The sequence below is a fragment of the Modicisalibacter xianhensis genome (assembly GCF_900113605.1).
Classification (GTDB): domain Bacteria; phylum Pseudomonadota; class Gammaproteobacteria; order Pseudomonadales; family Halomonadaceae; genus Modicisalibacter; species Modicisalibacter xianhensis.
This window is the reverse complement of sequence record NZ_FOPY01000009.1, coordinates 42,593-57,642: the sequence shown is the minus strand read 5'-3', so window position 1 is coordinate 57,642 and position 15,050 is coordinate 42,593. Positions and strand designations below refer to the sequence as shown.

11 protein-coding genes are annotated in these 15,050 nt (G+C 61.4%); 5 read left to right on the top strand and 6 right to left on the bottom strand.

Going from position 1 to position 15,050, the window contains the following annotated elements:
* Positions 1-24 precede the first annotated feature (24 nt).
* Positions 25-534, bottom strand: a complete 510-nt coding sequence (locus BM194_RS12085) for a zinc ribbon-containing protein (protein WP_092847102.1) — start codon at positions 532-534, stop codon at positions 25-27.
* A gap of 304 nt (positions 535-838) precedes the next feature.
* Here BM194_RS12085 and leuS point away from each other — a divergent pair, with 304 nt between their 5' ends.
* The 4 genes from leuS (at position 839) to BM194_RS12065 (ending at position 8,044) form a co-directional block, all read left to right on the top strand.
* Positions 839-3,424 (top strand): leucine--tRNA ligase, encoded by a 2,586-nt coding sequence (leuS, locus tag BM194_RS12080; RefSeq protein ID WP_092847100.1) that lies wholly within the window; start codon positions 839-841, stop codon positions 3,422-3,424.
* A 171-nt stretch (positions 3,425-3,595) separates the two neighbouring features.
* A complete protein-coding gene (locus tag BM194_RS12075; RefSeq protein WP_177223402.1) occupies positions 3,596-4,096 on the top strand; it encodes an LPS-assembly lipoprotein LptE in 501 nt (166 codons plus the stop codon).
* Positions 4,093-5,151, top strand: coding sequence for a DNA polymerase III subunit delta (gene holA, locus BM194_RS12070; protein WP_092847096.1), 1,059 nt, complete (start codon positions 4,093-4,095; stop codon positions 5,149-5,151). The genes BM194_RS12075 and holA overlap by 4 nt, the downstream gene beginning before the upstream one ends.
* 106 nt (positions 5,152-5,257) lie before the next feature.
* Positions 5,258-8,044 (top strand): cation-translocating P-type ATPase, encoded by a 2,787-nt coding sequence (locus BM194_RS12065; RefSeq protein WP_092847094.1) that lies wholly within the window; start codon positions 5,258-5,260, stop codon positions 8,042-8,044.
* 53 nt (positions 8,045-8,097) lie between these two features.
* Here BM194_RS12065 and BM194_RS12060 read toward each other — a convergent pair whose 3' ends face one another.
* Positions 8,098-9,018, bottom strand: coding sequence for a TatD family hydrolase (locus BM194_RS12060; RefSeq protein ID WP_092847092.1), 921 nt, complete (start codon positions 9,016-9,018; stop codon positions 8,098-8,100).
* A 1-nt stretch (position 9,019) separates the two neighbouring features.
* A complete protein-coding gene (locus BM194_RS12055) occupies positions 9,020-9,889 on the bottom strand; it encodes an EboA domain-containing protein (RefSeq protein ID WP_092847090.1) in 870 nt (289 codons plus the stop codon).
* A gap of 277 nt (positions 9,890-10,166) precedes the next feature.
* On the opposite strand from BM194_RS12055, the gene BM194_RS12050 reads away from it, so the two are divergent.
* Complete coding sequence (locus BM194_RS12050) at positions 10,167-11,621, top strand: alkaline phosphatase family protein (RefSeq protein ID WP_092847088.1); 1,455 nt, start codon at positions 10,167-10,169, stop codon at positions 11,619-11,621.
* Positions 11,622-11,674: 53 nt separating this feature from the next.
* Here the strand turns inward: BM194_RS12050 and BM194_RS12045 are convergent, their stop codons facing one another.
* From BM194_RS12045 to BM194_RS12035, 3 genes are read right to left on the bottom strand one after another with little or no spacing between them, the layout of a single operon-like run.
* Entirely contained in the window at positions 11,675-12,550 is an 876-nt protein-coding gene (locus tag BM194_RS12045) for a UbiA family prenyltransferase (protein WP_218155394.1), read from the bottom strand.
* On the bottom strand, positions 12,514-13,698 hold the full coding sequence (eboE, locus tag BM194_RS12040; RefSeq protein WP_092847086.1) for a metabolite traffic protein EboE: 1,185 nt from the start codon (positions 13,696-13,698) through the stop codon (positions 12,514-12,516). The genes BM194_RS12045 and eboE overlap by 37 nt, the downstream gene beginning before the upstream one ends.
* A complete protein-coding gene (locus BM194_RS12035; protein WP_092847084.1) occupies positions 13,682-14,959 on the bottom strand; it encodes a 3-dehydroquinate synthase in 1,278 nt (425 codons plus the stop codon). Before BM194_RS12035 ends, eboE begins: the two co-directional genes overlap by 17 nt.
* Positions 14,960-15,050: the final 91 nt, after the last annotated feature.

Below are 15,050 nucleotides of genomic sequence, written 5' to 3'. Positions count from 1 at the left end.
GGCAGAAAGCGCCGGGCCAAGCCGTCACGGCGAAGGCGAACGCTCGAAATAGCGATGACCGCACTGGTGACAAGGTTCCAGCCGCGTCACGCTCTCGAGTACCACGGTAGCGCCGCAATGCACACAGGCCATGCGTCCAGGCGCTGCGATTTCGCCTTCGACGTAGTCGGCACGCGAAGCCTCGAGATCGTCGACCAGTTGCTCGCGCTCGATCACGCTGCGATCCGCCACTGAAAACAAGGCATCGGTGATCTTGCGTGACAGTACGCTGAGATCGATGCCCAGCCAACTGGCCACGCCCGTTCCGCCAGCGGCAAGATAGCGTCTGAGGTCCTTGAGGTCGCGCTCCACCCAAGTGCGCAACAGTGCCATTTCATCCTTGGTGAACTCCTCGACCTCGGCCTCGAAGGCAACGGCATCGTCGAGGTCACGCTGCAGATTGTCCCAGGAGAGCTCGTCGGCACCGTCCTTCATTCTTGCCAGGACGCGCTCGTAGGCATCCTTCAACCGATGTTCCCTTTGCTGCTCACTCATGGCGCGCTCTCCTTATCGTATCGTACCGATGAACCGATCCTCGCCTGGCCATAGCCTGGTGGTGACGCCAGCCATGCCGGCCGCCTCCTGCCGGGCCTATCTGCAAGGAAGCGTCTAGGGTATCCTTTAGCCCTACACAAACACTGTCAACGTTCATCCCCTTCACACGTTTTTAACACACTGTGCAGGCGGGTGTTATCGCTATCGCAGCCAGGCTCTCCGTGTCGAGCGGGAATACCGATAGCGCCGGACGGTGCCGCCAGGTCGGTAACTCTTAAGCCAAAGCAAGGTGCCCCACAAAACGATGGACACACAGTACACGCCCCACGTTGTCGAAACCGCCGCCCAGCAGTACTGGGACAAGAATCAGTGCTTCAAGGCCATCGAGGATGCGACACGCGAGAAGTTCTATTGCCTGTCGATGTTCCCCTACCCCAGCGGCAAGCTGCACATGGGGCATGTGCGCAACTACACCATCGGCGATGTCGTGTCGCGTTTCCATCGCATGCGGGGCAAGAATGTACTGCAGCCGATGGGCTGGGATGCCTTCGGCATGCCCGCCGAGAATGCCGCCATCAAGAACCGCGTGCCGCCGGGTGACTGGACCTACCAGAACATCGACTACATGCGCAGCCAGCTCAAGGCACTGGGCTTCGCCTATGACTGGAGCCGCGAATTCGCCACCTGTGATGTCGATTACTATCGCTGGGAACAGTGGTTCTTCGCCAAGCTGGTCGACAAGGGCCTGGTCTACAAGAAGATGGCCACCGTCAACTGGGATCCGGTGGACAACACCGTCCTGGCCAACGAGCAGGTCATCGACGGTCGCGGCTGGCGCAGCGGCGCCCTGGTCGAACGCAAGGAAATTCCGCTATGGTTCCTCAAGATCACCGACTACGCTGACGAACTGCTGGCCGATCTCGATAAGGTCGACTGGCCCGAGCAGGTCAAGACCATGCAGCGCAACTGGATCGGCAAGTCCAAGGGCGTAGAACTCGCCTTCGACGTGGTCGGCGAGCATATCGTCGATGAAGCCGATGCACTGCGTGTCTACACCACCCGTCCCGACACGCTGATGGGCGTGACCTACGTCGCCGTTGCCGCCGGGCACCCCCTCGCCAGGGCCGCTACCGCGGATAACCCGGAGCTGGCGGCCTTCCTCGAGGAGTGCAGCAAGGGAGGCACGTCCGAAGCCGACCTGGCCACCATGGAAAAGTGCGGCATGCCGACCGGTTTCAAGGCCGTACATCCCCTGACCGGCCGCGAAGTGCCGGTCTATGTCGCCAACTTCGTGCTCATGGAATACGGTACCGGTGCGGTCATGGCGGTTCCCGCCCACGACCAGCGCGACTGGGAATTCGCCACCAAGTACAACCTGCCGATCGAGCCGGTCATCGCCAACGAGGCGGGCGAGACGCCCGACCTGGCCCAGGGTGCCTATACCGAGCATGGCCGGTTGATCAATTCGGGCGAGTTCGATGGCCTCGATTTCGAAGAGGCTTTCCAGGCCATCGCTGCCAAGCTCGAGTCGCAAGGCCATGGCGAGGTCAAGACCAACTTTCGCCTGCGCGACTGGGGTGTGGCACGCCAGCGCTACTGGGGCGCCCCGATTCCGGTCAAGTACGGTCCCGAAGGCCAGACCGTGCCGCTTACCGACGAGGAGCTGCCCGTGGCCCTGCCGCTGGAAGTCGAGGTCGATGCGACCGGCTCGCCGCTCAAGAAGATGCCGGCCTTCTATGACCTGGGTGACGGCTGGACACGCGAGACCGATACTTTCGACACCTTCATGGAATCGAGCTGGTACTACGCGCGCTTCGCCTGTGCCGACAACATGCAGGCAATGCTCGACGAGCGCGCCGATTACTGGTTGCCGGTCGATCTCTACATCGGCGGTATCGAGCATGCCATCCTGCACCTGCTCTATGCGCGCTTCTTCCACAAGCTGATGCGTGATTTTGGACTTGTGAAGAGCGACGAGCCTTTCCAGCGCCTGCTGACCCAGGGCATGGTGATTGCCGAGACCTTCTATCGCGAGACCGACACTGGCGGCAAGGACTGGTTCAACCCGGCGGACGTCGAGGTCAAGCGCGACGACAAGGGCCGCCCTGTCAGTGCCATATTGATGAACGACGGGCAGCCGGTGCAGATGGGCGGCATCGAGAAGATGTCCAAATCGAAGAACAACGGTGTCGACCCGCAGGCGATGATCGATCGTTACGGCGCCGATACGGTACGCCTGTTCATGATGTTCGCGGCCCCGCCCGAACAGTCGCTGGAATGGTCCGATTCCGGTGTGGAAGGTGCCAATCGCTTTCTCAAGCGCTTGTGGCGCCTGGTCGCCGAGCACGTCAACGCCGGCACGCCCGGTGAACTCGACGTCACTTCCCTGAGCGACGAGCAAAAGACGCTGCGGCGCAAGACCCACGAGACGATCAGCAAGGCCAGCGACGATGTCGGCCGCCGTACGACCTTCAATACGGCAATTGCCGCTGTCATGGAACTGTCCAATGCCATCGGCCGGTTCGAGGATACGTCGCCGCAGGGCCTGGCCGTGGCACGCGAAGCCGTCGAGGCCTGCGTACTGCTGCTGGCGCCGATCACGCCGCACGCCTGCCATGCCTTGTGGCAGGAACTCGGCCATGAAGAACCCGCCATCGATGCTGCCTGGCCCGAGGCCGACGAAAGCGCCATGGTCAAGGACAGCATTGAACTGGTGGTTCAGGTCAATGGCAAGCTGCGCGCGCGTCTCGAGGTTGCCGCCGACGCCAGCAAGGACACCATCGAAGCCTTGGCCATGCAGAACGAGAACGTCCAGCGACACATCGAGGGCAAGACGCTGCGCAAGGTGATCGTGGTGCCGGGGAAGCTGGTCAATATCGTCGCCAACTAACGGAAATACTGTATAGATGCCTGCGCGTGCCAATCACTGCGTTGCACGATGCTCGAACGCCTCACATACCCTGCGTATGCTGCGGGTTCTGCGCGTCGTGCGCCTTGTGCTTGGCACTGCTCGTCAACTTATCCAGCATTTCCTGCATACTTGGGTATCAAGGAGCGACCCATGAAGCGCCGGACTTTTCTTGCTCAATCTCTCGCGGCCCTGGGTGTCGGTATCGTCGGCAGCACACTGGGAGGCTGCGGCTTCCATCTGCGCGGCACGCAACGCCAGCCGATGCCCTTCGATGCGGTAGACCTGCAGGCCACGCCATCGCTATTGACCGACGAGGTGAGTCGCACCCTGGAGAACGCCGGTGTCGTCCTGTCGGATCAGGCACCGCTGATCCTGAATCTGGGCGACGAGCGGGTCGAGAATATTTCCCTACGCGGCGGCGACATGATCAACGACGAGATCGAGCTTCGCATGACTGCGCCCTACTCCGTGCAGCGGCGCAGCGACAATGCCTACCTGATTGCCCAAGGGCAGTTGGAATCGGCCACGACCTATCTCGTCAACAATGACGACCCGCTGGTGCGCGATGAACTGCAGGCCAACGCACTGGCTGAACTGCGCGATGACCTGTCTCGTCAGCTTCTCGCCCGACTGAGTACGCTCACGCCATGAAGGTGTTTCCCGACAAGCTGCCGGAGGCCATTGCCAAGCGTTTACCTCCGATCGTGATCGTGGCCGGCGACGAGCCACTAATCCACATGGAAGCCTGCGACGCCGTTCGCGCCGCTGCACGCGGCCAGGGCGTCGAGGAGCGTGAAATCCTGCACGTCGAGAATGGCTTCCAATGGGGGCGCCTGACCGAATCCGCCGCGAGCATGTCCCTGTTCGCCACCAGTAAGCTCATCGAACTCAGGCTCGGCGACCAGTCGCCGGGCCAGGAAGGTAGCAAGGTGCTCGAGGCCTATGCAGCCCAGGCCAAGGAGAGCGACAACATCCTGCTGATTTCAGCAGGCAGGCTGGACCGCAAGCAGCAACAGAGCAAGTGGTTCAAGGCACTCGACAAGTTGGGGTTGTTCGTCCCCGTCTGGCCCGTCGATCATCAGCGGCTGGGCTTCTGGATGCGCGACCGGGCGGCTCGCCATGGCCTGCAACTGGACATGGATGCCGCTCGTCTTCTCGGCGAGCGCACCGAAGGCAATCTGCTGGCTGCCGATCAGGAGCTGCAGAAGCTAGCCCTGATCCTGCCTCCCGGAGCGCGCCTGAACACGGAAGCTATCGCATCCGGTGTCGAGGACAGTGCCCGCTACGATGTCTTCACACTGACCGATGCCTGCCTGCGCGGCGAACGCGAGCGCAGCGTACGCATCATTCAGGGACTGCGCGGCGAAGGCATCGAGGCCCCGGTGGTACTGTGGGCATTGACCCGTGAACTGCGCACCCTGTTGTCATTGCAACAGCATCTCGATCAGGGGCAGAGCCTCGAACATGCCTGCAAGGCACAGCGTCCGATGATTCTCGACAAGCGCCGCCCGAACTACCAGCAGGCACTGTCCCGCCTACCCCACAGGCGCTTGCACAAGCTACTGTTGTTTTCGCAGCGTATCGACCTTGCCATCAAGGGTGGAATCGAACTGCCGGTCTGGGACGCGCTGAATGACCTGGCACTGACACTGGCAGGTGGGCGTGGCCTGCTTGCCGAACTGCCACATGCTTACCGTATCGCCTGACAACCACCTTTTACCGTCTTTCACCAACGGCTTGACCTGCATCACTGCGCTGAAATAGGCCTCGTGCTACTTCTGAATGACTCGAGGCAGCCGAGCGGAGGTGGGCATGGGAAGCGACGGGCGGCAGCAAAGGGACTGGCATGCAACCACATGCGATGAAGCCCTGCTGCATACCAATAGTACTCTCAGCGGATTGAGTTCTGAGCAGGCGCGTCAACGGCTGGCCGAACACGGACCCAACCAGCTCCGCCAGGCTCCTCCCCGCCCGTGGTGGAAACGCCTGCTGGCGCAATTCGATAACCTGCTCATGCTGATTCTGCTGGTTGCCGCGGGGGTCAGTCTGGGTCTCGGCGAAATCCTCGATGCCACGGCCATTGCCGGTGTCGTGATGATCATCGCCTTGATCGGCTTTATTCAGGAAGGCAAGGCCGAACGCGCCATGGAAGGCATACGTGGCATGTTGTCGCCACGTGCCAGCGTCATACGCGACGGCAAGCGGCATGACGCTCCTGCTGCCGATCTGGTTCCGGGCGATATCGTCTACCTGGAAAGCGGCGACCGGGTCCCTGCGGACATTCGTTTGCTGGAAACGCGACGACTGCGTACTCATGAGGCGCCACTGACCGGCGAGTCCGTACCGGTCGACAAGGACACGGCCCCCGTCGATGCCGAGACGGAACTGGCCGAGCGCAGCACCATGGCCTATGCCGGCACTCTGGTCGCCCATGGCCAAGGGCTGGGCGTGGTGGTGGGAACCGGCCAGCATACCGAGATCGGCCAGATCTCCGACATGCTGCAACGCGTCGAGAAGCTCAGGACTCCCTTGCTGCGTCAACTCGACCGGGCCGGACGCACCCTGGCCATCTATATTCTCGGTGCCGCCATCGTTACCGGCCTGTTCGGTTTCCTGGTACATGGCGAACCCCTTGCCGAGATGTTCATGGCGAGTGTCGGGCTCGCCGTGGCGGCCATTCCCGAGGGCCTGCCCGCCATCGTGACCATCGGCCTGGCACTGGGCGTCCAGTCCATGGCCAGGCGACATGCCATCGTGCGCCGCCTGCCCGCCGTCGAGACATTGGGCGCGATCACCACCATCTTTTCCGACAAGACCGGTACGCTGACCTGCAACGAGATGACGGTACAGGCGCTATGCCTGCCGTCGGCAACGATTGCCGTGAGTGGCATGGGCTACATTCCCGAGGGTGAGTTCCGCATTCAGCGCGACAGCGCCGGTGATAAGGCGCATCCCATGACTCTCGGCGATCATCCTGCACTAGGCCACCTGCTGACCGCCGGGGTCCTGTGCAACGATGCGGCGCTGGCTCGCAACGAAGAACGCTGGCAGATCCATGGCGACCCCACCGAAGGCGCGCTGCTGGTCGTGGCGGCCAAGGCCGGGCTGGACATTGCCACCGTGCGGCACTCCTATACCCGCCGCGATCATCTGCCCTTCGATGCCGAACGACGCTACATGGCCTCGCTGAATACCTTCGAGGATGGCGACCGCCTGTTGGTCAAGGGGGCGCCCGACCGCTTACTGGACATGTGCCGTCACGTTGCCGAGGGTGACATCCTTTCCGAATTGGATCATGCCTTCTGGTTACAGCGCATACATGACCTGTCGAGCCAGGGGCTTCGCGTGCTGGCCATCGCCGAGAAGCGCTGGTCACGGGAGACGGCCCTCAAGGAAGAGAAAATCGAGCGCGACCTGGTTCTGCTGGGCCTGGTCGGCATGCTGGATCCACCACGCGATGAGGCCATCCAGGCCATCGAGCACTGTCTGGCCGCCGGCATTCGCCCCATCATGGTCACCGGCGACCACGCCATGACCGCCAAGGCCATTGCCGAGCGCCTGGGCTTCGTGCGCACCGACGCGCCACTGACCGGACGCGATATCGACAGGCTGGACGACACGGAGCTGACGGAATGCATTCGCACCGTCGATGTCTTTGCCCGGGTAGCCCCGGAGCACAAGCTGCGGCTGGTCAAGGCCATGCAGGCCAATGGCGGTATCTGCGCCATGACAGGCGACGGTGTCAACGACGGCCCGGCACTCAAGCGGGCCGACGTAGGTATCGCCATGGGAATCCAGGGTACCGAAGCTGCCAAGGAAGCTGCGGAAATGGTACTGGCCGATGACAACTTCGCCACGATCGTCAACGCCATCGAGGAAGGCCGCAAGGTCTACGACAATATTCGCAAGACCATCACTTTCCTGTTACCGACCAACGGCAGCCAGGGCCTGGCCATTCTCATCGCGGTACTCGCCGGCACCCTGCTGCCTATCACTCCCCTGCAGGCGTTATGGGTCAACATGGTCGTAGCCGTTACCCTGGGGCTGGCCCTGGCTTTCGAGAAAGGCGAACCGGACCTGATGCAACGCGCGCCACGCCCACCCAATGCGCCATTGCTGGATCTGTTCCTGCTCTGGCGGGTGGTGTTCGTGTCCTGCTTGCTGTTGCTGTGCGTATTCGGCATGTTCGCCTGGCTATTGCATGGCCAGGACAACCCACTGGCGCTGGCACGAAGCGGCGCCGTCAACATGCTGGTCATGGGCAGCGCAGCCTACCTGATCAACAGTCGCTTCTTGATCAACAGTAGCCTGTCATGGCACGGCATTTTCGGCAGCCGCCCCGTGTGGCTCGCCATCGGCCTGGTGGTGCTGATCCAGCTTGGCTGGACCTACCTGCCGGTCATGCAGCACCTGTTCGAGAGCGCTCCCCTGTTGCCGATGCACTGGCTTGCCATCTTGCTCGCCAGCGTAGGGCTTTTCCTGATCATCGAACTGGAGAAGCGGTTCTGGCGAAAGCGTCGGCCTGCCGGCCTGGCACCATCCCAAGCTGCCGCCAATGCAGCTGACCAGACCCGCGAAACTCGTGCCAATTCTTCCTGAAAGCGACATGCCCCGCACCTCATCGAGGCCGGGGCGCTGTCATCGACTACCGTTCACTCGATGAGCAGGCTATCGCCACGCTGCTTACCGGGCACCTCGATACGCGGCTCGCGTCCGCCGCGCAGGATAGAATTTCCCTCGAACAGGGTACGCTGATCGATACCTGGCGGATCCAGCCAGTCGCTCTCGTTAATCTGGCCACTCTTGCCATAGACTTCGAGGGCATTGGCATAGGTCACCTTGCGGATCGTCGCTTCGTCGATGCCTTGCTGGCGAGCCAGTTGCGCCGTCTTGGCCACTCCCAGGCAATCCGAGATACCCCAGTCGCAGGCGCTATCGACGATGATACGCTCGCCCCCGTATTGCTTGAGCAGTTCGACCATCCGAGCATTGCCCATCTTGGTCGAGGGATAGATGGAGAAGCCGGCCCAGTACCCCCTGTCGAGCGTTTCCCGCACGGTTTCCTCGTTGTTGTGGTCGATCACCACCCAGGAGGGATCAAGCCCCATTTCCTCGCAGACGTCCATCGAGCGCGACGTTCCTCGCTTCTTGTCACGATGTGGCGTATGCACCATGACTGGAAGCTGCAGGTCCCTGGCCAGGGCAAGCTGGGCACGAAAATACTTGTCTTCCAGTGCCGTCTGCTCGTCGTAGCCGATCTCGCCGATGGCAACGACGCCTTCCTTCAGGGCGAAACGCGGCAGCCATTCCATGACGCCCTCGGCCAATTCCTCGTTATTGGCTTCCTTGGAATTGAGTCCAACCGTGCAATAGTGACGGATACCGAACTGTCCGGCCCGAAACCGCTCCCAACCGACAATGGTCGACAGATAGTCGACATACGTCCCCACGAAGGTTCTCGGCTGCCCTACCCAGAACGCCGGCTCGATCAGGGCGACGATGCCGGCTGCCGCCATGGCCTCGTAATCGTCGGTGGTACGCGAAATCATGTGGGCATGCGGATCGATATACATGTCAGGCCGCCTCGCTTTGCAGAAGATTGTTCCAGTCGACATGCCCCTCGCTGACCAGACGCGCCACCTCGGGTGAGGCTGCCAGTAACGAACGGGCCCGTGGCGATTGATTTACCGTCAGGGCCAGTACCGCCGCCTTGCGTTCCGTTTCCGTACCCGACATCACGCGTTGCAGATCATCGAGGGCGTCCAGGGAGTCGATAAAAGGCCCGACACAGCGCCAGAGTTCCGGCGACACGGCTCGTCCCGCCGCCCAGCGCTCGTGGGCATAATCGAGCAGGATGCGTGCCAGTTCTGGGTTGGCCCGCTCATCGAGGCCAACGACCGGGGAAAGGCGGCTACCCACGAAAAGCGCCTTGAGCACCATATGATTCCAGCGATGCTCATCGAAGTGGTCACGTGCATAGGGGTTGTCATGAGCGATGGCTTCGAAGACGGCGCGCATGTTGGAACGCAGCCCCTCGCCAACCTCGAAAGCGAGCGACTCTGGCTCGGGATATAGCGGCAGCCCCCGGTACAGCGCAATCAACTCCCCGGCATCCGCCGTGCGTCGCAGATCCTTGAAGGTATCGGCGAAGGGCCGCGGACCCTGATAGCCAATCAACGCAGCGACCCTTGCTGCTCCGTCAATGCTCCAGCCTTGAGGTCGCCAGCCAGCGTGAGCCAGCTCTGCTCGCCGGACATCTTCAGATGTCAGGGCCAGGTCCTGTTTACCCAACTTGCGCGGAATCAGGCCGAGAAAAATATGCAAGTCCTGTTCACTTGCGGCACCTGATGATAGCGAATGCAGACGGGAGGCGAACCAGGCGCCCTCTTCACCTGCCTGGCGCACTATCCATTCGCTCAACAAATTCATGGGGGCTGTAGTCATGACGGTTTCCCTGCCTTTATGTCATGCCTACCAACCTATCGGTTCACGAGCGATTGCCCAAGATCATTTCACTAGCTTTTTATAGGCAACCGAGTGGGAATACTGCCAATATCCAGCGCAGTAAATTCCTAGCCGAACGGATATTACATTTTTTAACATATGGATTAATTTAGTTTCAAATCCCCATGGCGCTATTGAGAGACCTAGCCTTACTTGCTAGTTATCGATCATTACCATGGCTTGAACAATCGAAAATAGCGATAACCGGGGAAGAAAAATGAACAAGACCCTTGTGATCCTTGTCGTCGGCCTCTCGCCACGACTGGTCGGTAAATTCACCCCCCATCTTTCGGCACTGGCAAGCCAGGGTGGGCTGCGTCCGCTGAACACGGTGACACCGGCCGTGACATGCAGCGTCCAGTCCACCCTGGCCACTGGCCTGGCTCCCACCGAACATGGCGCAGTGGCCAATGGATGGTACTTTCGTGACTTGTCCGAGGTCTGGCTGTGGCGGCAATCCAACCGGCTTGTCGGCGGCGAGAAGCTATGGGAGGCCGGCAAGGCACGCGATCCTTCGTTCACCTGCGCCAAGCTTTTCTGGTGGTACAACATGTATTCCAGTGCCGACTGGAGTGCCACACCACGCCCCATGTACCCGGCCGACGGCCGCAAGATTCCCGATCATTACACTTATCCTGCCGATCTGCATGACGAACTCGACGCCAAGCTGGGACAATTTCCGCTCTTCACTTTTTGGGGGCCTGTTGCCGACCTGACATCCAGTCGCTGGATTGCCGATGCTACCCGGCATGTCATGGATACCCGCGACCCGACACTGACCCTCACCTACCTACCCCACCTCGATTACAACCTGCAGCGTCTCGGCCCCGACCTCGACCATCCCGAACTGCAACGCGACCTTCGCGATGTCGATGCGCTTTGCGGTGAACTCATCGAAGACGCCAGACGTGATGGGCGACGCGTGATCGTGGTATCGGAATACGGTATCACGCCGGTCACCGATGCCATTCACATCAACCGGGTATTGCGTCGTGCCGGCCTGCTGGCCGTGCGCAACGAACAGGGCCGCGAGCAACTCGACCCCGGCGCGTCCCTGGCGTTTGCCGTTGCCGATCATCAGGTTGCCCACGTCTATGTTCAGGTCCCCAACCAGGTGGCCAGGGTCCAGGCCTTACTGGAAGAGGTCGATGGCATCGAGGCCGTCTGGGGCGAGGCCGAAAAGCGCATTCATGGGCTCGATCATCCCAATGCAGGCGAACTGGTCGCGATTTCCCAGGCGGACCGCTGGTTCAGCTATTACTACTGGCTGGATGATGCACGGGCGCCCGACTATGCCCGGACCGTGGACATCCATCGCAAACCCGGCTACGACCCCGTCGAATTGTTCTTCGATCCGAACATACGCTGGCCCAAGCTGGCGGCGGGCTGGCGTGTAGCCAAGCGCAAGCTGGGCATGCGCCAATTGCTCGACGTCATATCCCTGAGTGCCACCTCACTGGTCAAGGGCTCGCATGGACGGATCACCGACGATCCGCAGGATGGCCCACTGGTAATATCTTCAGAGGCGTCGCTGTTACCGGACGGTCCGGTAGACGCCACCCAATTCAAGGCCCTGGCACTGGCCCATATCTTCGAGGACAGCTTCGAGAACACTGCACAGATGCCGACAGATACAACTGTCTCGTGCTCTGAAGGTACTTTCGCAAAATAATGAAGCCCTGCGCCAGACCAGTGAATGTACCGGACTGGCGCAGGGTTGTTGCGTCAGGTCCCCGAAACAAGTCGTTGCAACCCCAGTGTGAGTACGAACGCCGCAACCGCCAACCAGCCCAGCCCGGCTGCCCCCAGCGCTCCGATCAGCACGGCATCGTAAAGCGCAATGCCAGCGATCATCCCCACTACGGCGCGTGAAACATCACCTGACTGGCGACGAAACAGCAGGCGCAGCGACCAGGCCATCCACAACAGGTACAGCACCAGCAGCACGATCGCCGTCGCATCCGTGATGCGCGTCAGCAGAATCACCGCAGGCACAGCCAATACCGCCAGCGGCCATGCCGTCTCCATGCGGTCATAGGCTTCCTGGCGCGCCGCATACGTCAGCCCGACCACATGACAGAACAGCCCCAGGCCACCAATCAATGTCCAGGTGGAGATGTTGCCTGCCGCAAGTGCCGCCGTCACATAGGTAAGCAGGCGACAGACACCCATCACCACTGGCCCCCATAGCGTGCGCTTGTGACACCAGTTGTAGAGCACGATGGCAGCTACCAGCGCCATGCCGGACAGCCCCGCGGCCGCGCCGAGGGTGAACAGCAACAGCATGCCGCACCCCAGCATGATCGAACCGCCGAGGGCCACCGTCGAACGCGTGACCTCGCCCATCGGAATCGGTCGGTCTGCCCGTTCCTGCGCATCGATTGCTGCATCGAAGGCATCGTTGAGATACATGCCGCCGACATAAAACAAGGACAATGCCACCAGGACGAGCCACAGCCCCGAGATCGGGGCCATTCCCGTCGATAACATCCAGCCTGCCAGGCCGTTGGTCCATACCGTCGGCAGATTAGAGACCCGTCCCAGCCGAAGCCAGAGCCGCCACTTTACGCCAATCTCTCTGCCACCCAGCGCAGTTCGCATGCGATCGCCTCCTCGATTCGTTCGTGCTTCAACGCCTCAGGCAGGACATGCCAGGTGTAGGTCTCGATTTCCAGGTGTGTGCATAGCGGTGACTGGCGATGCAGGTCGAGGATGTCACTCAGAAAAGGCTGTGTCGTGCCGAACTCGCCCAACGTCTCGGCAAATATCGGCACATGGTAATGGATGCGCCACTCCTCACCATCAGCTTGGCAGCCGCGCGCCAACGCCTCAGGCAGATCGGCATAGCGGGCCACACCCTGCCGGCCCAAGGCCACGACTTGATGCAGATAGGTGGATTCGGCAAAGGCGTCGAGCGCCTGGCGCGCCCTGGCATCGATCCTGGCGACACGCAGAGCAGCACTGAGCTGCAATTTGTGAATGGCTATCCCGGCCTCGCGCAATTGCGCGACACTGGAGCGAGGATCCTCGAACTCGACTGCGGCATGACAGACGTCATAGCACAGGCCGAGATACCGGGGCAGTTCTTCGGCCGCCTGGACAGGACTGATGCCCGAGAGTTCGGCGAAACGACGCTGGGCAGACCCGGAAAACAGATATTCCTGAAAGAAGGTGATGACCTCGTCAATCGTCGACAGGAAGCAATAAGGCTCCGGCTCGATCGCAATCGCGACACACACGCCAGTGCGGCGCTCGAGTTCGGCACAGTGAGCCGCCGCCTTCAGCAGATTGTCGGCCATCAACGACTCGTTACCTGCCCCGAGCGGCTTGAAGGTCCCTGGCACCGTACTCAAGCTGATACGATCCCCGGCGGCGCCGAGCTCGGCCATCAACTCGGCCAGTGCACAGGTGTAATCCAGGCGCGCCTTGCAGCGCCAGTCCGGCTGGTAGACCTCTTCCTTGACGCGTACCCCGTGAAATGTGCCATAGGGAAAGCCGTTCACGGTAACGGCCCGGTAGCCTTCCGATGCCAGAATATCCTTCAGCTCGGCACGCACATGCCTGTCCTCGAGCGTATGCATGGCCTGGGCGGACAGGCGCAGTCCGAGAGCAAACGTTTGATCAGGCGCCACCGCCTGTCGGACCGCCCTGACCGGCCCCAGCAGGGCCTGGCGGACCTCCGACCAGGTTTCGGCTGGATGAATGTTGAGACAATAGGTCAGGTCACCTCGGTCATTGGGCAAGCGCATGACATGCCTCCCGCTCGCTGAGCCAGGCGATTGCCTGTGCCATAAGAGCCATGTCGATGTCGTGCACTTCGATACCCTGGCCGATACCCGAGAGCAGCGTCACGGTCAGCTCGCCGCCGAGGTGCTCACGGAACTCCTGCAACCCGGCCAGGAGAGCCAGTTCGCCGCTGGGACCGGTGGCCAGCAGTTGCGGGTGGAAGGTCGCCAGGCCCAGCGAATCCAGCAACTCGACGATACGCTGGGCCTCAGGCTCGGGCAGGAGTCCTGCCAGGGCCGAGTAGCGCGCATCGAGTGCAATGCCAATGGCTACCGCTTCGCCGTGGTGGACTTCATGGTGTGTCAACGCCTCGAGCTTGTGCGCCGACCAGTGGCCAAAGTCGAGCGGACGCGCCGACCCCAGCTCGAACGGATCGCCACCGTAGGCGATCTGGTGCATGTGCAGCTCGGCGCTGCGACGCACCATGAACTCTTCCGCCGACTGGTCGAAACGGGCCAGTGCCTGGGCGTTGGCCTCCAGCCAGCGATAGAAGTCCCCGTCGCGAATCAGCGCGACCTTGATGGCTTCGGCGATACCGGCAACGCGCTCGCGCCGGGGAAGTGTCTCCAGAAAATCGAAGTCATTGAGCACTGCCCAGGGCGGCGCGAACGTACCGGTAAAGTTCTTGACCCCATGGGTATTGATCGCATTCTTGACGCCGACACCGCTGTCGTTCTGTGACAGTACCGTCGTGGGTACACGCAGATGGCGGACCCCACGATGAGCCGTTGCTGCAGCGAAGCCGACGGCATCCAGCACTGCCCCGCCACCAATGGCGAGGACATAGGCATGACGGTCTATCCTCAGGCGGTGTATCGCCTTGAGCATCGCCATGACATGCCCCGGGTGTAGCTTGATATCTTCTCCTCCCGGCACGACGACCCAATCGACCAGTTCGATATGTCGCGCGTGGGCATCGAAATAGCGACGCACACGATTCGGCAAATCAGGCTGCGCCGTCACCACGCCCTCATCGAGATACACCAGGCAGCGATGACGCTTGTCCCGTTCGCGCATCGCCAGCATTTCGAAGAGCAATGGATTGTCGAGCGCAAATAGATTGCGCGTGAATGCAACCGGATAGGCAAAAGGAACGGAAAAGCGCTGCCACTTGACCATCGTGGCGTGATCGCCAATGTTACGCATTTGTTCCTGCTCGGGACCGGCGCCTGTGGTGGCGATCGACGATTCGCCAGCCATGCCTGCAATGATGTGGTTTTCCATGTTCAGGAGCCCTACGTTTGTTATGAGGTCGGCAAGCCTGAAACCGCTTACCAGGCGCGAATGAGCGAGGGGCGGCCTGGCCGCCCCTCGC